This is a genomic window from Streptomyces kanamyceticus, assembly GCF_008704495.1.
In the GTDB taxonomy this organism is placed as follows: Bacteria; Actinomycetota; Actinomycetes; order Streptomycetales; family Streptomycetaceae; genus Streptomyces; species Streptomyces kanamyceticus.
In genome coordinates this window covers 1,586,753-1,607,765 of record NZ_CP023699.1, presented here as the reverse complement: position 1 = coordinate 1,607,765, position 21,013 = coordinate 1,586,753, and the positions used below count along the sequence as shown (strand labels likewise).

The window sequence follows — 21,013 nt, the reverse complement described above, 5'->3', positions numbered from 1 at the left end:
CGCGCGGGGGTGGTCCCGACGGCGTCCGCGTTCTGGGCCAGACCGGCAAGTGCTCCCCGTAGGCGGGGGCCCAGTAGGGCGCTGGCCGCCTCCGTCCAGTTCGTGCTCGCTGTACGCGCGGGGCCCCAACGCTATGCGGCCGACCCATGACAAACCGTTCGCAGCACAGGAAGCGACGACACGGCGCCCTGAGCGGTCACCGATATGTAGGCTCTGCAGCCTGCTCGTCGCGCGCCTCGACCACCAGAACGGTGTCGTTCTCCCACACCTCGGGCACATCGAGAGACAGCAGCATGCGGTAGCCGGCCCGCACCTCCTCCACCCACGCGCTGTCCTGCCCCGAGCCCTTGCTGCGGATGCGCTCCTGGTGTGAGTACAGGCCCGCCCTGTCCTCGCGCACGATCACGGGCGGCACGGAGCTCTTTCCAACCTCACGCTGACGCGTGGTGGTGGAGGGCGAGGATGGCCTTCACGATGTTGGTGATGCGGTTGGTGCTGCAGCGGAGCTCCCGCAGGAGCCGCCAGCCCTTGAGGGCCGCCATGGCCTGCTCGCCGAGACAGCGGATCTTGGCGTGGGTGGTGTTGTGGTGGCGCTTCCACCTCTTCAGGCGGCGGCCTCGGAACGGTACCCGGACGGGTCCGCCGGCTCCTTGATACGCCTTGTCCGCCCAGCATTTGAGGCCCGCATCGGTGAGGTCGTCGATGATCCCGTGCTGTCGCGCGGCGGTCAGGTCGTGAGTCGAGCCGGGCAAAGCTGGCGATGCCCAGAGCAGCCGTCCGAACGGATCGGTGAGGACCTGGACGTTCATGCCGTGGCGTTTGTGTTTCCCGGAGTAGTACGGGGTATCGGCGGCGATGCGATCGATGGGCAGCAGGGTGCCATCGAGGATGACGAACGCCTTCTTCTGGATCGTCTTCATCGCATCGGTCAGGGACGGGGCGAGGGCAGACAGGGATGCGATGGCCTCGCGTATGTAGCGGTAGACAGTCGCAATCCCGATACCGAACGCGGCCGCGAGTTGGGTGTAGGTGTCACCGCACCGCAGGTGGGCCAGGGCGAGCAGGGCCTGTCGTGCTGCGGGAAGCCGCCGCCACCGCGTCCCGATGTCCTGGCGCCTGGCTGTCAGTTGTCCGGTCAGAAACCGCAGGGTGCGGCTGGACAGATCAATCGAGGACGGATAGACAAGCACGCGAAGCTCTTGGCGGACACGGGTGATCTTGGTCGAGAACCCGTCTACCAGGAGCTTCGCCATCGCGTAGGTTTGTTCAACTCTCGGTCAGCGCCGCTAGCTTGGAGAGGCTCAGTGGCACGCTGTAGTCCCACCCCAACTCATCGGCCTCTCCCGATCAGGCTACGGCCCCCGCAAGAGTCACAACGGCAACTTCGTTTTACCCGCCGCGAAGATCGGGCCGTTCCTGCCACGGTAGCCACGGACATTCGCGCAACTGCAAATAGGGAGCAAGGGGGATCGCAGTCCGGCTCCGCCTCGCTGCTCGGAAAGGCATCTTCTGGGCGTCACAAAATGGTCCGGATCCTAGTGGAGATCTTGGCCACGCCCCCTCACGATTGGCACGTTGAACACGCGGGCGTGACATGGTCACACAGCAGACCCGTACCGAGCCTGCCGCTCCATGCCGACAGGCATCACGCTCAAGCCAGTGGAGGCACAACGGTGGCAGACCAACTCCTCGGGGACCGCTACCGGCTCTTGCGGCAGCTCGGCGAGGGCGGCATGGGCCAGGTCTGGGAAGCTCGGGACGAGACGTTGGGGCGCCTGGTCGCAGTCAAGTTGATCGCCATGCTGGCCGGGGGCAACAACAAAGGCGATGAAGCGCGAGCCAGGTTCCTGCGCGAGGCACGAATCACCGCCGCGCTGCATCACCCGAACGTCGTGACCGTCCACGACCTCGGGCAAGCGAACGGTGAGAACGGCACAGCACCTTTTCTGGTGATGGAGCTCCTGCGGGGTGAGGCACTCGACGCGTTGGTACGCCGCGGACCTGTCTCGCTGCCGGACGCGGCCCGGTGGGGCGCGCAGATCTGTGACGCCCTGGCCGACGCCCACGAGGCCGGAGTGCTGCACCGCGACATCAAACCCTCGAACGTACTCATCACGGCGACTGGCCGTGTGAAGGTCCTTGACTTCGGTATCGCGCGAGCCGCCGACCCCTACGCGACGGCGAACCGGCTCACTCAGACCGGCTTCATTGTGGGCACGCCCCCGTATATGGCCCCCGAACAAGCGCGCGGCTTCCCAGAATCACGCAGCGATCTGTATGCGCTCGGCTGCCTCCTCTTCGAGTTGATCACCGGGCGCCTGCCGTTCCAAGCTCCCGACGCCGTGGGGTACCTCACTGCCCATCTCACCCAGCCCCCGCCAGCTCCCAGCTCGGTTGCTGCGCACATCCCGTCCGACTGGGACGAACTCGTGCTGACCCTGCTACGCAAGGAACCCGAACAGCGCTACGCAACCGCCGCCGACGTCTCCGATGCCCTCCGCAGGCTGGAAAGCGGCCGTCGACCGGGGCCGGGTGCTATGGGCGCCCCAACCGCAACGCGCGCCAGTCTCGGCGCTACCGCCAGGCTTGGCGCGGCGGGCTCCGAACCTGAGCAGGGTCGGAAGCCAGCTGCGATTCCCTCAGCACTCCCGAGGGTGGGGTTTGAGCTGGTTCGGCGTGGCTACGACCGGGAAGAGGTTGACGTCTACCTCTCGCTGCCTGCCGACGAACGGGGACCAATCCCGAGCTTCAATCTGGTTCGCCACGGCTATGACTGTGACCAGGTCGACGAGTACCTCGGCCGTGTCCGCGTCACCACGGCCGATCCCGGCACCAAGGAAGAGGGGGACGCCGATTCACGACGCCCGGTGGGGTTTGAGTTGGTTCGGCGTGGCTACGACCGGGAAGAGGTTGACGCTTACCTCTCGCTGCCTGCCGACGAACGGGGACCAATCCCGGCCTTCAACCTGAGGCGTCGCGGCTACCATCGTGGCCAGGTCGACACGTACCTCGGTCGCTGACATCGGGCGACAGGTTGGAAAGAGTTCACGGTACGAGATCGCCGGTATTTGGATGCAGTTCGCATCGCCCATCTAAGGAACTGGTGGGCCTTAGCTCGTCACCACGGCCGCCGCGGACGCCTCGACGAGATCGTTCCGGCTGTCGCCGGACCTGGCCGCTGCCGGAGAGGCCGCCAACTTCCGCCGGGAACTGCAGGATGAACCCCATCGACAAGTGCCACCATCACGCCCCACGGTCGACCATGCACGAGGTCGTCAGGCAGAGTTGACGAGTCGCTGAACCTCCGGCGGCAACCCTTCGTTCTCCTTGTGAACAGAGAAGAGAGTGGATTCCGCCGGTGATTGACCGATCGCGATGGCGATGCTCGTGTCAATCCCTTTGACCCTGTAGACATTGTAGGAAGCTGACTGTGGATCAGCCGATTTATGACGGTCGCGACCGTGGTTCTCTCCTACGTCGACGCCATCCACATCGTCACAGGGAATGGAGCGAGCAGTGCCCAGCTTGTCGCCGACGGTGAACTCCATGCGTCCAAGATCCCAATAGGAGCTCCCTTTGAAGGTCACTCCTTTTGCGCAGGATGCAGCTGCTCCCCCGCCCTGCTTCTGTGCTGGTGCGCCTTCTTCCTGATGTCGACGCGGTGTACTGACGCCCTCATCCGACTGCGGCGCGCACCCAGCAGTGAGAATGGCGCCCACAGTAACAACGCTGGCCCAGGTAGGTATTCTTCGTGACTGCACAGGACTTGCCATGAACTACCTCCGTCCACGTGCATCTCCGGGACCTGTCCGAGACAGGTGACGGGCAGCGGCATGCCGCCCTGAGGGTGTGACGTATGAGGCTCTCAGCAGGTTTCATCAAGCCGCCAGGCTGGTCACGGTGGAGATGTCCCGCGACAGTTTTCTGCAGGCAGCCTGGGGTGCTCCCGCGCGAGCCGGGTGGCGCTGAGCCACAACGGTCTACGTTCCGGAGTGATCCGTTGCAGTATGGACGCCGCCACCCGGCCCGCACGATGATGGCGCGGCGGGATCATCCGGCGGAGGTCGGTCTCAGCAGGCCGACTTGGAGCGCAAGACAGCCGTCGACGGTTGTGGCCGAATGAATGAGCTGGTGTTGGTCAGTAGTGCTTCCGGAGGCCAAGGACATCACCCTTGCCCAGGGTCCTGGCCTTTGTGTTGCAGAGGAAGGAGTTGGTGTACATGGTCAGGTTCGAATGCCCGTTGCCGACGTGGGCCATCCCGTATACATGGCCAGCTTCATGCGTGCCGACGGATCGTATGTCGTACTTGTTGGTGCAGGGTCCGGCGACCGGGTCGTTCGTGAAGTCGTAGTCCTTGGTGTTGTAGCGCACGTCAGCCTCTTCGAGTTGGCCGAACGATCCGCCGCCTGTGAAATACCAGGCACATGTCGCTGCCAGAGTTCCAACCGCGAGATCTCCCGCATCCCAGGTGCCGACTTTGTCGCGCTCGGCGCAGCCGGTAGCGGTCATGTCGCTCTCGTAGGTCGTCGTCCCCGCGTAGTCGTGACCCACTGACACCTCGTCAGAAAGTCCGCAGTCGTTGTAGCTCGCAGTTATGTTATTGATGGCATCTGCGAATGCCTTCTGCGCTGCTGACCGAGAGAGCGCGCCAGGCATTCCGCCATCGCCGATGTACCACTTGTAGGTGGGGTACGCCGACCAGTCCAGCCATGCATTCGCCCCGTCATCGCAAGCGTCGGGATCTGCTGCAGGTGCGGGATTATTGGATTCTACGCCTCCTTCGGGCGCTCTAGGTTCGGGGTACCTGATGACCCCATCGGTCGATACTTCGAGTTGGAAATGCTGCGGGTCCGTACCTAGTGCCGAAACTCCCTCGAACGACACCCCCATTCCCGGCTCCGGAATTGTGAGCTCAACCCCCTCGGAGCGCACCATGCGCCCAACGGCCTGGCACTCAACGACAGATGATCCGGAAGGGAGGTCGCTGGGGGACAGTACACCCTGAGGGAGATTACATCTGGCGTCGGCTAACTTTTCACTTGCGGTGGCTTCCCCCGCGCTGGGGGCGAGTGTGGCGGCTGCTCCGAGCGCAAAGCTAACCAGCAGGCTGGTTAGCGCGAAGCTGCGGTGCGGCCTTCCCTCTACTGGCGTGCGAAGATTTCGGAAGAGTGTGAGCATGGGTGGTCCCTCCAATTGGTTTTGCTCGAACGTGCCGTGGCTTCTTTTGTTATTTCCAGGCGCCTCCAACGGGGTATTCCGGATTTGGGTATTGTGATGGATCTGTTGGGCCTTGGGTGATCTGCGCTCAAGCCGCTCGCAGTGCTGCCTCCTTTACTGGCCGTACGGACGGACAGTCTGTACCCGTCCATACGCCCTTGAGAGCGCTATCGAAGTCAGGCCTTCTTAAATACCGCTCAGTGCAGACTGCTAACACGGGTGCGGTTAAGGGCTGATGGGGTCGATGGGGAAGCGGTACATGTACGTTACTGAGCTTCCGGCATAGTCTCTAGGCAAGTTCAGGCCGTCATTGGGGCGCCTATGGATGGGCGTTTTGCCTCACTTGCGGGCGGTATACCGTGGCCTCGCGAATCGAGAAGGGGCGGCGCGCTAGAGCGTAGTGTGTGCTGACGCATAGTCAGGCAGGCGGAGGTAGTCATGCGCCGAATGGCTGCGCTCGGCACATGCTTGCAAGGGGCTGACTTCTGCGTACTTCCGTCCTATTCGCAGCTCAGAGCCATGGAGGTGAAGGGGGAGGCGGTCAGTTCGCCTGTGCGGACCTAAACGGGGACCTGCTACAAACTCCTTGCGCTGCCCAGGAGCGCGAACAGCGCTGAAAATACCCGGAAGAGAGAAACTCTCTAGCCTTCAGTGGAATTCGAACCAGATCATTCCGCTTGAACATGCCGTAATTTGCGAATCTTCCACGGTGGCGCCATTGGTATGAAAAGCTCGAAGAGTGCCTGCCCAGGCGCGGTGACTGGGGCCAGGCGGCCGTTACTCTCAGTCCTCGGTGGGCCGACTGGCTGGGCCGCAACCATCGTCTCCTGGAGTTCCTACGCGGGCCGGGCTTCCCGACGCGGAAGGGCCCCTCGAGTTGATGGCCTTCTTCGCCGTGCACCCCACCAAGCCGTTGGTGCTGCTCTCCGCCGCTGAACTCGCCGACGAGCACGCTCGCCTGCTTGTACAGGTCGACCAGTTGAAGACCGCCGTGACCTCGCACGCCACCGTCGACCAAGCGATCGGCGTCGTCGTCACCCTGGGCGGCATGCCGCCGGAGGGCGCGTGGCGGGTTCTACGTGACGTGTCCCAGCGCACCAACGTCAAGCTGCGCGACGTTGCCGAGCACATCCTGACGTTCGCCCAGGGCGCCGCTCTGCCCGAGCATGAGCAGGCGGAGCTGCACGCGGGCATCGCCCGCTACGCGGTGCTTCGCTCGGACTCTGCGCCTGGCACCAGGGCCACAGCACCGTCACTTAAGTGAGTGTTACCAGCTACGAGAAGACCGCGACGATCTATCTGGCCGGTCTCCGCATCGTCGGCATCTTCCTCTGGTCTGGCCGAGGCGGCATTAGGGGAAGCAGTCGGAGCGCGAGACCGGCTCCGGCGTCAGGGTCACCACAGGCTCAGGGGTCTGCCAGCCGCTGCCACGGCGCGGACGCGATGAGTGATCTGCGCATCGGATTCGCCGAGAGCCAAGCCGTCCCGTATCGCCGAGCCGATGGCCCGCGATCGGCCAGCGGGCCCGCGGAGGTCAGCGAGAGGACTGCCGGGATTGCGGCGCCGCGCCAGCCACTCGGCCCGGTTCTCCGCCGGGGTGCCGAGCCTCAGGTGCTTCGGCTGCTGGCACGAGTGGTTATCGCAGGTGTGGCAGACGGTGGGGCTGTCGTTGCCCCACCCGAGCCGGGGGATCACGCCGTGCGCGAGCTGGTACCCGTAAAGGTGCCCCGGCACGGTGCCCCGCCGAGTCCGGCCCGGAAGCGACGCCGCACGGAAGCTCGCGTGGCCCGTGCTGGAGATCCCCGCGCACCAGAACCAGCACTCCGCCCCCGCCGTGCGGTGGACCTTCGCCCAGTACCGGGCTAGGACCGACTCGTCGGCGAGCCAGAGGGCCCACTCGGCCGCCGGAATGCGTACCGGTGACGGTTCCCCGATCAGCGCGAGCTGCTCGGGCCGATCCTCTGCCGGACCGAGCCCGGCTCGATCCACCGTGGACAGCGGGAACAGGCCGGACCCGGGACCGTCCTCACGCGGCATCAGCGTCGCCGTCGGCCGAAACCGGGGCCGCCGCCGCAACAGCCGGAGCCGACGTTGAGGACTGCGATGCCGTCGACCGGGAAGAGCGTGAGCGGCGGGTCCGCGGGCGTTCCGCACGAGCGCGCAGTGACTCGATGATCTCCTTGGCCCGGGCCGCGGTAACAGGCTTCGCCTCGCGCTCCAGTTCCTCGGCCGGTACGCCGAGGAGCCCGGAGACAAGCCTGGCGTCGTTGTCGAAGAGCCGTAGAGCCGCCGCTGCCGCTTCGCGGGCCGACACATCAGCCGACTCCTTCGTCGCTGCCGCCTCCGCCGCGGCCTTTCTCGCCGTCAGGACGTTCGCTGCCGCCAGCTCACGAGTCTTTGCCTGGAGCGCCTCAATCGCCCGTACCCGGCGCCGGAGTTCGGCCGCACTCACCCCTGCTGACGATGCGGTGGTCATCGGCCCTCCCCGTTGAAGTCGTGATCGTGCGCAGTCGCGGCGAGCACCTTGAGGCCCGACCTCATCAGCTGCCGTGCCAACTGATCGGCCGCTTCACGCAATTCGTCGTCCGTCAGGTCCTCCACCTCTTTGAAGGCCGGATGCCAGCGGCTGTCGGCGACCTGGTGGTGCACGACGTCCTCCATCTCTCCGATCAGGGTCTGGACGGCTTCCTCGATCTCGACGCGATACTGCTCGGAATGCCTGCTCATGGCGCGCACGGTAAGCACGGGGCCGGGAAGAAGTCCCATGAAAGCGTCATCGGCGCCGACCTCACGACCTCCATGCCTCCGGCGGGTCCTCCCTCGGAGGGGGAGGGGCGAGTCGTTTGGCTGCGGCGCCGTCGTGGTCGAGGTGAAGGGCGGGGTTCCCTCCTCGATCGGCCGTCCCAGCTTCGCGCACCGCGCCGCAGGGCCGCACGGTCGTACGTCCGGATCGCCAACTTCCTCCGTGCCTCCGGAAGTTGGCGCTTCCGGGCGCTCCACCATGCGGCCCTGCACCACGGCGCGCCGGGCAGTGCCGTCCGACCGAGGAGGGAACCCCGCCCAGGTCCGTTGTGGCCGGGTCCGGCCACGTGAGTACGGGGGCGACGGTGTATGAAAAGGGCAGGTCAGAGGCGGTATCCGGGTTGACCCAACCCTTAGAATATGGTTTAATTAATTATGTCGGAAGGGGAGGGCAACCCCCGACCGGCACCGGCGGGCCGACCGGCCGCCGACAACCTCTCTCACCAGGAGAACGCACATGAACGAGACCAAGGTCCCCGCGAAGCTCGAAACCATCCGCGCCCTGCTCGCCAAGGCGGAAGACCCCCGTACGCCGGAGTCGGAAGCGGAGCTGGCCCGGAAGCGGGCGTTCGAGATGATGGCGAAGTACGGCGTCGAGCAGGCAATGCTCAACGACGCCAAGCCTGGCAGCGACGCCCCGACGGACCGTCAGATCGTTCTGGACAACCCGTGGGCGATGGAGCGGGTCCGCCTCGTCAACCGCATCGCGCTCGCTCTCGGCTGCAAGCTCATCCACCTCGGCCGGGACGGCGGCGGCCCGGGTCGCCGGGTCCACATCTTCGGGTACGCGAGCGACCTTGAGCGGGTCGAACTGCTCTACACCTCCCTTCTCCTCCAGATGAACGGCGGTCTGGCCGCGCAGTCGGTCCCGGGCGGGCAGGGTGCGCGCGCATGGCGCCGCTCCTGGCTCCTCGGCTTCATCAACCGCATTGGCGACCGCATCGAGCAGGCCGAGCGCGGAGCGCGCGACGAGGCCAGGGCAGAGACCGCCGCCACCGGCCGCAGTGCGGCCCTGGTGCTCGCCGACCGCAAGACCGTTGTCTCCCGCAACTACCAGCAGGCTTACCCGCGTTCACGCAAGGGCGGCACGACCACCGTGACCGGCAACGGCTACGGAGCCGGTTGGGTCGCGGGAAGCCGCGCAGACATCGGCGGCAAGCGGATCGGCCGATCCACGGCCGGATCCATATCCGCGTAAGCCCCGTCGAGGCCCGGGGGCGGTCGTCCGCCGCCCCCGGTCACCGAACCCGCGACCTACCCCTAGGAGGCATGATCGTGCCGTCTCGAAAGCCACCGGCCACCCCCGCCCGCATCCTCGCTGCCGCAGCCGACCACATCGAACGCGTCGGCCTCTACCAGGGCGACCACCTCTGGCAGCCCGGCCGGATGGCCGACACCGCCCCGTGCTGCACGCATGGGAGCGCGGCGTACGCTCCACCCGGCCCCGGTGGTCCGTGCGCGGTGAACCGTGGGACAACTTCCACCGAGCCCTTGCCGACTCCCTTGTGGTGCTCACCAACCACATCAACGGCCGTCCTGTGTCCGGCGTGCGGTGGCGAAAGCTGAAGCTCAGCGAGGACACCTACCGGCGCACCATGCTGTGGTGCTGGGGTGACGAACCCGAGCGGACCGCCGCCGAGGCGGCCGAGATGATCCGCGCCGCCGCAGCCCTGTCCCTGGGTATCGGCGAACACGGCAGCCGCAGTTGCCCCACCTCCAAGAACATGGTTTAATTAATGACGTCGGAAGGGGGAGGGCAACCCCCCGACCGGCACCTTCACCGGGCCGAATGGCCCGACGAACTCTCACCAGAAAGCGAAAGTCCGATGACCAACGTCAAGACCCAGGCCAGCGTCCAGACTGCCCCTGCCCCGTGGCCGACCCTTGCGGCCGCCGAGCTCGCCGCGCACCCCGGCAACTTCCGCGACATCGAGGCCCCGGCCGATCTGCTCGCCGACGTGAAGGGCAACGGCGTCGTCGAGCCGCTGTACGTCGTGCGGACGCATGGCGACGTGCCGCAGATCATCGACGGTTTCCAGCGTCTCGCCGCCGCACTCGCCGCAGGACTTGAGGCCGTGCCGGTCACGCCTCGCCCGGTCATTCGGATTGACGCGCTCACTCCGCACCCGGAGAACGCCCGCGAAGATCTCGACATCAACGCGCCGTTCGTGGACTCTCTCCGCTGCGAGGGGTGCCGCATTCCCGTCAAGATCCAGCGACTTGACGGCGGAGTCCTCCAGGTCAACGACGGAAACCGTCGCTACTTCGGGGGCCAGGACGCCGGGCTCACCCACCTCCCCTACGAGTGGGAGGATGACGACCGCGACGCCGCCGGGCAGTTCCTCGACATGATCACGACCGCCCAGCACCGCAAGCCCCTGACACAGGGCGAGATGACCGCCGCGATGTTCAGTGCCGCCGAAGCGGGCGCCCAAGTGGGTCGTATCGCCAAGGCCGCAGGGGTGCGGCAGAAGGACGTCAAGACCGTCGTCAAGGTCAAGAACGACAAGGCCCTGAGCGGCGCCGTCGCGAACTCCGCCTACGCATGGACCTTCGACCAATTGGCCGCCCTCAGCGAGTTCGCCGACGACGCCGAGGCGCTCACCGCGATCACCAAGGCCGCAGAAGACGAAGACGCCGCCGACGAGATCGACTGGACCATCCAGATCGAGCGGACCAAGCGCGAGAAGCAGGCGAAGGCCGAGGCTCACCGCGCCGAGCTGGAGAAGGCCGGGCAGAAGGTCCGGGACATGACGGAGCTGTCCGAACGGGCCACCCCGGTATGGAGGCTCAGGACCCCCGACGGGGAGCGCATCACCACCGAGGATCACGCCGAGTGCCAAGGTCAGGTATGGGTGCTGGAGGAGGATGACGACGAGAAGCTGAAGCCGTACTGCACCTCTCCCGTCCTGTACGGCCACGCCGAACCCGGCAGCTCCCTGGGCGGCAACGGGACGAAGAACGCCGCCGAGAAGGAGGCGGAGAAGGCCGCCCGCGCAGCCGTCAAGAAGGGGAACCTGGAATGGGACGCGGCTGAGGGCAGGCGCCGCCAGTGGCTCGCCGACATGGTCAAGCGGCGCAACCTCCCCAAGGACACCACCAACACCTTGACCGCGCACATCAACGCGGCTCTGCTCGCGGGTACTTGGGGCATCTGCGACGACCTGAACAAGGAGCCCACGACCGAGATCCTGGCAACCCTGCTCGGTATCACCGGCGACAAGGCGAAGTACCGCACGAACTTCCCCGACCACGTCGCCAAGGACCCCCGCCGCGCCGTGCAACTCCAGTGGGCCGCCCTCGCGGCAGTGCGGGAAAAGCACGCGACCCGCTCCGCATGGCGGACCGATGCCCAACGGGCCCCGTGGGCACGGAACCCCACCGGAAGGTGGTTCGAGATCCTCGAAGCGCTCGGATACCAGCTCACCCCCATCGAGCAGGCCGTCAAGGACGACGAGCCGTACGACCCGTACAAGAAGAAGCGCGCCGCGATCACGGCCAGCGCTGCACCCGAGCAGGCCGACCAGATGCCCGCCGACGGCGAACAGCCCGCCGCCGATGCGGCCGCCGCCTAAGACCCTCAGCCGTACTACGCCGGGGCGGGAAACGCACCTGCCCCGGCCGCCCCAGGAGCCACGCAGTGACCCGTACAGCTCTGTTCGAGACCCACGCCGACGACCACGGTTGCGGATGTGTCCCCGCCCCCGCCGAGCCCGGCCCCGGCACCACGGCCGACATCATGCAGGCCCGCGCCATCGCGGGCGGACTCGCGGAGTTCGGCATCGGGCCCGCCCGCTGGTCCGCCGCCTACGACCACGAGGCCGCCGCCGTCGTGCTGTGGGTGGACACCCCGCGCGGACTGTACGCACTCGCTATCCCCGCACCCGGTCAGCCGTTCCCCGTTCAGCACCGAGGCGAGCGCATCGGAGCCCTGGAATGTCGGCGCACCTACGGCACTGCCGACAGCTGCACCGCCGCCCTGTTCGCCGCGTTCCTGAGAGACCGCGCTGCACTGGACATCCCCGGTCGCGATGTTTGCCCCACACCTCAAAACATGGGTTAATTAATGATGTTGGAGGGGGAGGGCAACACCCCCTCCGACCACCGGGCCGCATGCGGCCCACCAGGTCCGGCCGAACGCGGAGGGCAACCCGCCCGGCCGGGCGCTCATCACCTCTCACCAGCAGGAGTACCCACGATGAACAGCGCAGCCATGCGTTTCGACGTCCCGGCCACGTCTGCCCGCCGCGTCCGTCAGCTCGTCGAGACCACCAACACCCGCGCCGCCGTCCACGGACTCACCGGCTACCAGCTCGACTTTTCCGCGCCGTTCCTCGCGGACTACAAGGATCCGTACGACGGCCGCATCGTCGGCCAGCGGCCCACGGTCACCGTGACGATCTTCGGGGAGATCCCGCATCACAGCGGCTGGACGGTCGTGGCCCGGCTGGACCACGACGAGGAGGGCGAGACGCTCCTCAGCCTGTTCCCCGGACTGCCCGAGCAGCTCGCCGCCGAGGCGAGCGCACAGCGGATGACCGCGAACGTCTGCCACGGCTGCAACATCGCGCGGCACCGAACCGCGACCTACCTTGCCCGCCACGACAGCGGCGAGTATCGGCAGTTGGGCACCACTTGCGTGGAGCCGTACACCGGACTTCCGATCAAGGGCCTTGAGGCGCTGTGGCGGTTCGGCAAGCTGAAGGACTCCGATTGGGACGACAGCGAGGGTGGATTCCCCGACGATCTTCGCGTCCCCGTGGTCGAGGTGCTCCGGGTGACCGCCGCGATCGTGGCCCAGGAAGGCCGCTTCTACAGCCGTTCCGAGCAGTGGGCGAAGTCCCCGACCGCAGACGGAGTCGAGGCGTACTTCTTCAGCCGCAAGGCCCCGATGGAGTGGCGCGCGGACATCGACGCCGAGCCCGACGCGACCGCCACGGCCGCCGCCGTCAGGGAATGGGCCGTCCAGGGATACGGCAGCCTGAACGACTACCGCCACAAGGTCGGCCAGCTGGCCAAGGCGGAAACCGTCGACCCGCGCCACCTCCCCACCCTTGTCTCCGCGATCGCGGGATGGCACCGCGACCAGGAGCAGGCCGCCGCCGAGCGCGCCGCCCGCAACTCGAAGCCGCAGGGCACCAAAGGAGAACGGCTCACCGTCACCGCCACCGTGACGACCGTGATCGAGCTGGAAGAGCGCCACTACGGCTACCACGCCCAGCGCCGCCGACTGGTCAAGTTCCAGGACCCGGAAGGCAACGTGTACGTCTGGTTCAGCAGCGCCGCCAACGTGCCCGACAAGGACGACGAGGTCCAGCTCACCGGCACGGTCAAGGACCACAGCACCTACGGCGAGGTCACGCAGACCGTACTGACCCGGTGCCGCGTCGCCGAGCGCGAGCTAGCCGCAGCGTAAGACCACCGGCCGGGCGGACCGCCACCGCCCGGCCGGACCCTGGCCGCCGGGACTGGGGTGCGGGCGGCATCGAGCCGCCCGCACCCCGCGCGCCCACCGCCGAACAAGCCCCCGGAGTCAGCGGCGGCCGTCGCACCGGAATGCAAAAGGACGTCCCGCGGGGATGGCTCAGCATGGCCCGGCTCGCAGCCGGCCGGGACGTCCAGGCCGCAGGCGGCCTTCCCGCCCCGTCCGGACGCCGGGCCAACGGACGTGCCCTGCGGGCACGACGGCACTGTCCATCGCGCTCCGCACGATGACGGGCGGCATCTCCCCGACGGCGGTACGGCACGTCGCCGACCGCACCACCGAGACCCCGAGGAACACCCATGCCCAAGAACGCATCCGCCGTCCATCATCAGGTTGTCCCCGCAGGAGACCCGTCTCCGCAGACCTGCATCCAGGTCGCCCGGCAGGCCGCGATCCTCGCCGTCACCGCAGCCGACGACGCCATGACCGCCGTGTGTCACAGCCGGTCCAGTGCCGCCGCCCGTCCGGAGGCGGCCATGCACGCGGCCCACAAGGAAGCCGTCGAAGCCGAGCGGCACGCGGACCGCGCCGAGCAGTACGCCGACGACCCCACCATGCCGAGCAGCGCCCCCTTGTACTGCGCCCGTGCGGCCGTCGACCACGCTGTTCGGGCGCAGTCGGCCGCCGGAGTCGAGACGACGGCCGAAGACCTGCGGGCCGAGCTGGAGCGCAAGCTGACGGCGGCCGAGTACGCCGAGCGGGAGACCGAACGCCGACGGGAAGAGGCCGAGCGGGAGGTCGAGGAGCGCGCTGCCACCGGCATGGACGCGGACAACCGGGACCGGGCGGCGAGGAACCGGTATCTCGCCGAAGGACACGTTGCCGCACTCGGTTGGACGGCCGGGCACGTCCGTGTGCTGGAGGCCGCCGAGTCCGGGCGCCTGTACTGGCGAGGTGGGCAGGCCCGGCAAGCAGCACGGCGCGGCGTGTGGAACGGTGGCCGACGGATCAGCCGCGACCGGACCGAGGCACTCTTCGCCGCACGGTTCCTCCTCGCCGTCCGCCAGGACGACAGCACCCGCGTACTGGCCCCCAGCCCGATGGGGCAGACCGCCCTTGAACTGGCCCGGCTCCACCCCGCCGGACTCCACGACAACGACCAGGCCGCTTACGAGGCGCGGTTCACCCGGGTCCGGCGACGCCACAAGCGCCGCGACGACCAGAAGGCCGCCGCCCGTGTGCTTCCGCCGCTGGATTCCAGTGCCCGAAACCTGTACCGGAAGCCGGTAACCCTCACCGAACAGCGGGCCCGCGCCGAGCGCGACGCCGCCGTCCGATGGGAGGACGAGGGCGGCCACTGCCCCGGCGCCCACACTCCGCGCCCCGCGGTGGAATCCGTCGCGAGCCCGCCCGTCCGGATCATCCTGCCCCTGCACCGGCACACCGCCGTTCAACCTGCCCTGTGGTGACGGCGACGCATCCGAGGCGCGACCCGACCAACCACGATCCGGCGAACAGCTCCGTTGGGTGTCGGCGAGAGCGATCAGGTTGCCTCCGGCGGGTCCTCCTCGGAGGGGGAGAGGGCTGGTCGGTCGGGTGCAGGAACGTTGTGGTGCGGGTGAAGGCGGGGTTCCCTCCTCGGCCGGACACCCCAAGGGGCGTACCAGGAACCCGGACACGGCGTCCAGGCCGAGCCGCTACGCGGTCGCTACGCGAGCCAGGACACCGCGCCCGGAACCCTGATACGGCGGAGCTGTCCGACCGAGGAGGGAACCCCGCCCAGGCCCGTTGTGGCCGGGCCCGGCCGAACAGGTGCGGGTCGACGGGGGTAGAAAAGAGCAGGTCAGAGCCCGCATCCGGGTTGCGCCACCCCCTATAACGCGGTTTAATTAGTAATGTCGGAAGGGGAGGGCAACCCCCAACCGGCGAACGGCGGGCCGACCGGCCGCCGACACCCACTCTCACCAGGAGACGGACGATGAACACGCCTCTCACCGTCGCGAAGCTGTCCCACCCGATCGCCCTCGAACTCGGCGGGAACTGGCGACCGCAGCCCGCGCGCCACGGCATCCAGGAACTGGACCACGCCGCCACGTTCACGCACCTGGACGGCCGACAGCTCCACCTGTCCGAGCGGTTCGACGACCCCGGACACCTGCACATCCGGGGCGCATTCCCCACCACCGACTACCCGTTCCGCAGGGGCGAGCGCGACACGGTCCGAGTCGCCATGAGCGAGGACCCGGCGGACATCGCGGCCCGGATCGCCGCCGATCTCATCCCCGCGCACCGTGACGTTCACGAGCGCGTGAAGGACCACAACCGCGCACAGGCCGAAATGCGCCGGGACGTTGAGGAAGCCGCATGCGATCTCTCCGCCCGACTCCCCGGAGCGCGAACCCGAATCGACGGCACAACCGCTTTTGTCTACATGGATCTTGAGCCGGGCGAAGTCCGTATCGGACTCGACGGCGACACTGTGAGTCTCGTACTCAATGACGCGCCCCGGATCATCGCGGACGCCGTCGTATTCGCGGTGAGTCGATTCCTGCCCCACGTCCAGACCCCCGAGGGGGAGCGCGGCGAGTACGTCGACGGATACACCCTCTAATTCCCTGCGCGTTGTGGCGGCGCGCTGCCCGGCGCGCCGCCCTCCCCAGAAAGGCCCAGGATGAGCGCCGACGTATTCACGATCGAACCGCAATGGATCGTGCAGGCCCCGCACCTACGGTGCACCCTCAAACGCGCCCTTGCGCTCCAGTCCGCATATAACGTGTGGTCCGGTACCGAGCACATCAACAACGCCGTTGGGATGGCCTACGGTAATGAACTCCCGGATTCCGGCCGATGGGAACTCACCCGCTCCCAACTCCGCACACTCAAAATCGCCATTGAGTGGCGCAGGGCCACGCGTGCGGCCAGCGACAAGAAGACCGCCCCCGATATCCTCGAACGCTGGACGCGAATAGAGGACGAGGTTATAGCCGCATACCGCGCCGCGAGCAACGAAGCAGGGCTGTACTGGATTTAGAAGGTTGCCGATCACCTAATAACATGGTTTAATTAATGGCGCCGGAAGGGGGAGGGCAACCCCCCGACCGGCACCCCGAGGGTCAGTCGACCCCGGATGCTCATCTCTCACCAGGAGGACCGCGACATGCCCCGTAAGCCGAAGATGACCGACGAAGAGCGCCGGGCCTACTCCGCCAAGATGCGCGGTGAACTCGAAGCCGTCATGGATCGTGCGTACGGCGCGATGGTCAGCAGCGAAGACTTCTGGACCGCCGTCATGCGCACGGCCGCGAACCTCACCCACACGGACCGTGACGACCGCAGCCCCACCAACTGCATTGCCGTCGCCGCCCAGCACCCCAACGCCACCCACATACTCAGCTCCGGCGACTGGCGGAAGGTCGGACGCTTCCCCGCCAAGGGCTCCACCTCGCTCCGTATCTGGACGCCGATCAAGCGGCGGCCCGAGGGGGGCCAGGAGGCCACGACCGCAGTCGCCGACGGCGGGCAGCGAGAGGCCGCCGAGGAGGCCGCCGGGGGTGAGGCGCGCAAGGTGTCCGGCTTCAAGGCCGGGCCGGTTTTCGACATCAGCCAGACCGACGGCGACGCCTATGAGCCGCCCACGCCCGCGCGGTTCACCGTCGAAGAAGTCTGGGCCGCCATCTCCGGGGCCGACGGCATACCCGACGCCGACGGGGAGTGCGACTACGCCGTACGCCTCCACCTCTACAACGCGGCGCTTCAGCGCATCAGCGAACTTGACGCCCCCGTGTACGGGCAGCGCGAAGCGGAAGTTGCGTCCGCCGCCCACGTCGCCGCGCTCATCCTCGGAATCACTCCGGGCCCCGCCGTCATGCCGCCGCTCGCGGGCATCATCACCGACGGCAAGAAGCCCCCGGTTCACGAGTCCGCCGTACGGGCCATCGAGACCGGACGCGCCATCGCAAGCACCGTCCGGGCCGCCGCCGAGCGCCGCCGCGAACTTGCCGTGACCGGTTGACCCGAACCCAATAACATGGTTTAATTAATGGTATCGGAAGGGGGAGGGCAACCCCCCGACCGACACCCCCGCCGGGGCCGACCGGCCCCGGCGGAACCTCTCACCAGACAGGGATACGACATGCTCGCCACCGACCAGAAGCCCACCGTCCAGGACTTCCCCACCGCGACGCTCGTGATCGCCGGACCCTGGTTCCGTGGCCACCAGCTCGACACCCGCCCCGCCGTCGTCGGCCCGTTCGGCGGTTCGGAGTTCGCGGACGAGGCCACCATGTCCGTGGTCTGGTACTTCACCCTCGGTGCGCCGCAGCCGGGCGACTCGGTCCAGGCGATGTTCCCGCACGAGCTGACCCCGCTGGATGACACGCTCACCACGATGCACCAGGACACGTTCCGCGACATCGTCCGCAGCCTGCGCCGGGGCCGGTTCGCCTACGACGACGGAGACGCGCTCCGCGCCGCCGTCCGCCAGGCATGGCGCGAGCGGACCGGCCTTGCCGACGCCGACCCGACCGCCCGCCACACGCTCCACCGCAGCTGACACCCAGCCTTGCCGGTCCGGGGGAGGGCAACCCTCCGGACCGGCAGGCCCCCAGCACCCCAGCGGACACCCCTTCGGGGCGGCAGGACAAGTCCGGTGCGTTCACCGTCGTCGGCCGGCTCCGCCGCAGGCGGCTCCGCCGACCGACGACGGGCACCGGACCGCAGCGGACGCGCCCCGCGGGGGCGCGACTGCCCCTGTCGTCGCGCAGGCGCGACGACCCGCGAGCCGATCGTCCCTCACGGCCCGCGCCGGTGGTGCAGCGCCGCTGCCAACGCACGGTCCGCCCTGCGGCCGGACCACAAACTCTCACCAGAAAAGACCAGTTCAGTGACTATCGAGATCACCCACACCCGCCGCGAAGGCACCCTCATCGAGGGCACGAGCCGCAACGACGGATCGAAGGAAGTCCTCCGGACCCGCCACTACGCATCCGGATACACCACGCTCGCCAAGTGGTCGCGCAACCTCGGGTGCTGGTACCTCCCCTACAGCCGCGACAAGCGCACCTCCCCGCCGATGCTGGAAGCCCTAGCCGAACGGCTCCGCGCAGAGGGGTTCGAGGTCACCGTCACCATCGACGACACCGACCGCCGCAGCTTCGCCGAGGCCGAGCAAGACCGCGTCGAGCGGGCCGAGGGCCGCGCCGAGCGGTTCGCTGGATACGCCGATGCCGCCGCCCGGAACTCCGAGACCGCGTGGAAGAAGAGCCACGACATATCCGAGCGGTTCGCTGGGGGGCAACCGATCCTCATCGGTCACCACTCCGAGGGCCGCGCCCGCCGCGATCATGCGCGGATGGACGACGCGATGCGCAAGAGCATCGGCGAGCGCGACCGCGCCGCCCACTGGACCGGCCGGGCACAAGCCGCCGCGAATTACCAGCAGTTCAAGAAGGACCCCGGCCGCACGCTCCGCCGTCTCGACAAGCTGCGGGCCGACCTCCGCGCGGTCGAGAAGTGGCAGCGCGGCCAGTCCGCCAAGGGATTCTCCCGGAACCCGGCAGACCCGGAGCTGGAGATCGAGCACCAGGAGCTGACCGAGGAGATCGCCCACTGGGAGAAGGTCATCAAGGACGCCGAAGCCGAGGGCTTCAAGGTGTGGTCGCGGGCCGACTTCAAGCGCGGTGACTTCGTTCTCTACCGAGGCACCTGGTACGAGGTCCTCCGGGCCAACCCGAAGTCCGTGACCATCCCGCACATCCACAACGGCACCGGCAAGCGCATCGTCCGCGCCACCGGCAACCAGCACGACAACTGGACATGGACCGCCCCCTACGACGGAGTATCCGGACGTAAGAGCGCCGACGAGATGCAGCAGCCGCCCCAGGATCCGGCCACTGAACCGCAGTCGCCAGCCGAGCAGTCCCCGGCGGTCGAGGAACCGGTACGAGTCGAGGAGCCGACCGCCGCAGCGGCCCCCGCCCCGGGCGCGAGCTGGCTGGACGGCATGGCGCTGGTGCTGATCGCCTCGAAGAACTCCCCGCGCCGTCGCAAGCGAGCCTTGTGGGCGATGACCCGCCGCGAGGCACAGGCAGTGTGCGGCGACCCCCGCACCTCCGGCCGCTCCTACATGCTCACCTGGACCGAACAGCCCGGCACCGAGGGCGCCGACTGGGAGTGGGTCCCGGACAACGGCAGCCACGCCCCGGTCCTGGACGAGCTGGGCATCACCCCGCGCCGCGAGTGGGCCACTGTCCCGCAGGCCCCGGCCGAGGCCGCGTAACCACGCCCTGCCCGCCCCGGCGGCCGAACGCGCCGGGGCGGGCCCCTCTCTCACCAGAACAGGGCACCACCATGACCACGCAACTCCTCGAACGACCCGCGACCATCACCGTCCCCGACACCGAAGTGGGCAGGCTCATCGTCCCCGCGACGGGGGGCAGCACCACCGTCTCGACGTACCGCGTTGGCACCCCCGACATTCAGTGCCGATACTCCGTGATCGTTGGCGAAGACCAGGTCATCGGCCGCGCCTACCGGTGGCACCGGGATTGGCTCGTCCTCACCACCGCGGGCGAACGCAACCTCCGCCGCCCGCCCAAGGGAACCCCCGGCACCGACATGGCCGCCGCCCATCTCGCCGAGGAGTACGCCGCCGGTCGGATCGGCACCGTGCCCCTGGACCAGGTGATCGCCGAGGCCCCGACGCCGTTGTGCGGGCCGGTACCCCTCCTGCACCCGCGGATGCCGGTCAACGATCGCAACATCGAAGGCGCGCAGATCGCGTTCGCCGGACTCGCGGCCCACCACTGGCGGGCAGTCCTCACCGGCTTCCCCGGCAGCGACAACCACTGGTTCCTCAGCTGTGAACTGTGCCCGTGGGAGGGCCCGAAGTTCTGGTCACACCTGCGCGGGCGCAACGGAGAGCCGCCGAGCGCGCGCCGCCACAAGGGCGGGTGCATCGGAGAGGACAAGGTCCGCCGACTGATCCCCGCCTACCACTAGCAGCCCGACCCCGGGGGCGGCGGCAGCCCGCCGCCGCCCTTGCCTTTCCCGAAGGACAGCACCGTGCCGACCCGCCACATCCCCGAGAGCATCGTCATCGCGGACACCCCAGCCGCGATCCTGGAATGGGCCGCCCGCCACATCGAACACGTCGGCATCCACCAGGGCCCGCGTCTGTTCGCTGGTCCCGGCCGTACGGCCACACTGCCGTGCTGGCCGCGCGGCGCCCTCGACGTCGCCGCCGGCCACGGCCGGGGAGCCGCTGGCCGGACGTACGACTGGGACCGCATCAACCACGCCCGCGACCAGGCGTTCGCCATCCTCGCGGAAACCCTCGCCGGGCACCCCGTCGACGCCGACGTGCCCACCGCCGCCAGGACCCTGCACCGCGAGGTCATCGACCGGTGGAGCGCCGAGCCCGGACGTACCGCCGCCGACGCCGCCCGCGCGTTCCGCACTGCCGCCGCCCGCGCCGAACATGCCCTGTTCTGACCTCCACCGCGGTCTGAGTGACCCAAATTTGGGTCACTCAGGCCACGGCGCCCACCAGCATCCCGAGTCATCGAAGG

21 protein-coding genes, 1 pseudogene and 1 CRISPR repeat array (1 of these 23 only partly in view) are annotated in these 21,013 nt (G+C 68.1%); of the genes and pseudogenes, 15 read left to right on the top strand and 7 right to left on the bottom strand.

The genetic code is table 11. From position 1 onward, the window contains the following. Positions 1–17: a CRISPR direct-repeat array (repeat unit 29 nt) (it extends 500 nt beyond the left edge of the window). 179 nt (positions 18–196) lie between these two features. Together CP970_RS06100 and CP970_RS06095 are read right to left on the bottom strand one after the other, a co-directional pair. Next, positions 197–415 carry a hypothetical protein gene (locus CP970_RS06100; protein ID WP_150493037.1) on the bottom strand — a complete coding sequence of 73 codons (219 nt, stop codon included), beginning with the start codon at positions 413–415 and terminating at the stop codon, positions 197–199. Between the two features lie 16 nt (positions 416–431). Next, a complete protein-coding gene (locus CP970_RS06095) occupies positions 432–1,190 on the bottom strand; it encodes an IS5/IS1182 family transposase (protein ID WP_055555419.1) in 759 nt (252 codons plus the stop codon). Positions 1,191–1,673: 483 nt separating this feature from the next. On the opposite strand from CP970_RS06095, the gene CP970_RS06090 reads away from it, so the two are divergent. Beyond that, positions 1,674–3,020, top strand: coding sequence for a serine/threonine-protein kinase (locus CP970_RS06090; RefSeq protein WP_224058281.1), 1,347 nt, complete (start codon positions 1,674–1,676; stop codon positions 3,018–3,020). A 255-nt stretch (positions 3,021–3,275) separates the two neighbouring features. Here the strand turns inward: CP970_RS06090 and CP970_RS44760 are convergent, their stop codons facing one another. Together CP970_RS44760 and CP970_RS44755 are read right to left on the bottom strand one after the other, a co-directional pair. Further along, entirely contained in the window at positions 3,276–3,773 is a 498-nt protein-coding gene (locus tag CP970_RS44760; protein ID WP_224058279.1) for a DUF6281 family protein, read from the bottom strand. A 365-nt stretch (positions 3,774–4,138) separates the two neighbouring features. Then, a complete protein-coding gene (locus CP970_RS44755; RefSeq protein WP_224058277.1) occupies positions 4,139–4,936 on the bottom strand; it encodes a zinc metalloprotease in 798 nt (265 codons plus the stop codon). A gap of 1,162 nt (positions 4,937–6,098) precedes the next feature. On the opposite strand from CP970_RS44755, the gene CP970_RS06070 reads away from it, so the two are divergent. Next, entirely contained in the window at positions 6,099–6,482 is a 384-nt protein-coding gene (locus CP970_RS06070) for an ANTAR domain-containing protein (RefSeq protein ID WP_055555413.1), read from the top strand. Positions 6,483–6,613: 131 nt separating this feature from the next. Here the strand turns inward: CP970_RS06070 and CP970_RS06065 are convergent, their stop codons facing one another. From CP970_RS06065 to CP970_RS06055, 3 genes are read right to left on the bottom strand one after another with little or no spacing between them, the layout of a single operon-like run. After that, a complete protein-coding gene (locus tag CP970_RS06065) occupies positions 6,614–7,255 on the bottom strand; it encodes an HNH endonuclease (RefSeq protein WP_055555415.1) in 642 nt (213 codons plus the stop codon). Continuing rightward, the gene (locus CP970_RS06060; RefSeq protein ID WP_150493033.1) at positions 7,245–7,694 is read right to left on the bottom strand and encodes a hypothetical protein; all 450 of its coding nucleotides are present in this window, start codon (positions 7,692–7,694) and stop codon (positions 7,245–7,247) included. The genes CP970_RS06065 and CP970_RS06060 overlap by 11 nt, the downstream gene beginning before the upstream one ends. Further along, the gene (locus CP970_RS06055) at positions 7,691–7,945 is read right to left on the bottom strand and encodes a hypothetical protein (protein WP_150493031.1); all 255 of its coding nucleotides are present in this window, start codon (positions 7,943–7,945) and stop codon (positions 7,691–7,693) included. The genes CP970_RS06060 and CP970_RS06055 overlap by 4 nt, the downstream gene beginning before the upstream one ends. Before the next feature lie 532 nt (positions 7,946–8,477). Between CP970_RS06055 and CP970_RS06050 the strand changes: the two genes are divergently transcribed. From CP970_RS06050 to CP970_RS05990, 13 genes and pseudogenes are all read left to right on the top strand, one after another. Further along, positions 8,478–9,218, top strand: coding sequence for a DUF2786 domain-containing protein (locus CP970_RS06050; RefSeq protein WP_055545617.1), 741 nt, complete (start codon positions 8,478–8,480; stop codon positions 9,216–9,218). 71 nt (positions 9,219–9,289) lie between these two features. Next, positions 9,290–9,753: pseudogene (locus CP970_RS44750) on the top strand (DUF6197 family protein). Between the two features lie 93 nt (positions 9,754–9,846). Beyond that, on the top strand, positions 9,847–11,595 hold the full coding sequence (locus CP970_RS06040) for a ParB/Srx family N-terminal domain-containing protein (protein ID WP_055545621.1): 1,749 nt from the start codon (positions 9,847–9,849) through the stop codon (positions 11,593–11,595). 65 nt (positions 11,596–11,660) lie between these two features. Then, positions 11,661–12,083: a hypothetical protein gene (locus CP970_RS06035; RefSeq protein WP_055545623.1), complete on the top strand. Its 423-nt coding sequence runs from the start codon at positions 11,661–11,663 to the stop codon at positions 12,081–12,083. A gap of 135 nt (positions 12,084–12,218) precedes the next feature. Further along, positions 12,219–13,436: a hypothetical protein gene (locus tag CP970_RS06030; protein WP_055545625.1), complete on the top strand. Its 1,218-nt coding sequence runs from the start codon at positions 12,219–12,221 to the stop codon at positions 13,434–13,436. 368 nt (positions 13,437–13,804) lie between these two features. Next, positions 13,805–14,914: a hypothetical protein gene (locus tag CP970_RS06025; RefSeq protein WP_055545627.1), complete on the top strand. Its 1,110-nt coding sequence runs from the start codon at positions 13,805–13,807 to the stop codon at positions 14,912–14,914. Between the two features lie 509 nt (positions 14,915–15,423). After that, positions 15,424–16,056: a hypothetical protein gene (locus tag CP970_RS06020; protein WP_055545629.1), complete on the top strand. Its 633-nt coding sequence runs from the start codon at positions 15,424–15,426 to the stop codon at positions 16,054–16,056. Between the two features lie 60 nt (positions 16,057–16,116). Continuing rightward, a complete protein-coding gene (locus CP970_RS06015; RefSeq protein WP_055545631.1) occupies positions 16,117–16,476 on the top strand; it encodes a hypothetical protein in 360 nt (119 codons plus the stop codon). 126 nt (positions 16,477–16,602) lie between these two features. Beyond that, positions 16,603–17,457 carry a hypothetical protein gene (locus CP970_RS06010; RefSeq protein WP_150493027.1) on the top strand — a complete coding sequence of 285 codons (855 nt, stop codon included), beginning with the start codon at positions 16,603–16,605 and terminating at the stop codon, positions 17,455–17,457. Positions 17,458–17,577: 120 nt separating this feature from the next. Beyond that, complete coding sequence (locus CP970_RS06005; RefSeq protein WP_055545635.1) at positions 17,578–17,997, top strand: DUF6409 family protein; 420 nt, start codon at positions 17,578–17,580, stop codon at positions 17,995–17,997. Positions 17,998–18,327: 330 nt separating this feature from the next. Next, positions 18,328–19,722, top strand: coding sequence for a DUF3560 domain-containing protein (locus CP970_RS06000; RefSeq protein WP_055545637.1), 1,395 nt, complete (start codon positions 18,328–18,330; stop codon positions 19,720–19,722). 71 nt (positions 19,723–19,793) lie between these two features. After that, positions 19,794–20,444 carry a hypothetical protein gene (locus CP970_RS05995; RefSeq protein WP_055545639.1) on the top strand — a complete coding sequence of 217 codons (651 nt, stop codon included), beginning with the start codon at positions 19,794–19,796 and terminating at the stop codon, positions 20,442–20,444. 63 nt (positions 20,445–20,507) lie between these two features. Next, positions 20,508–20,936, top strand: a complete 429-nt coding sequence (locus CP970_RS05990) for a DUF6197 family protein (RefSeq protein WP_055545641.1) — start codon at positions 20,508–20,510, stop codon at positions 20,934–20,936. Positions 20,937–21,013 lie beyond the last annotated feature (77 nt).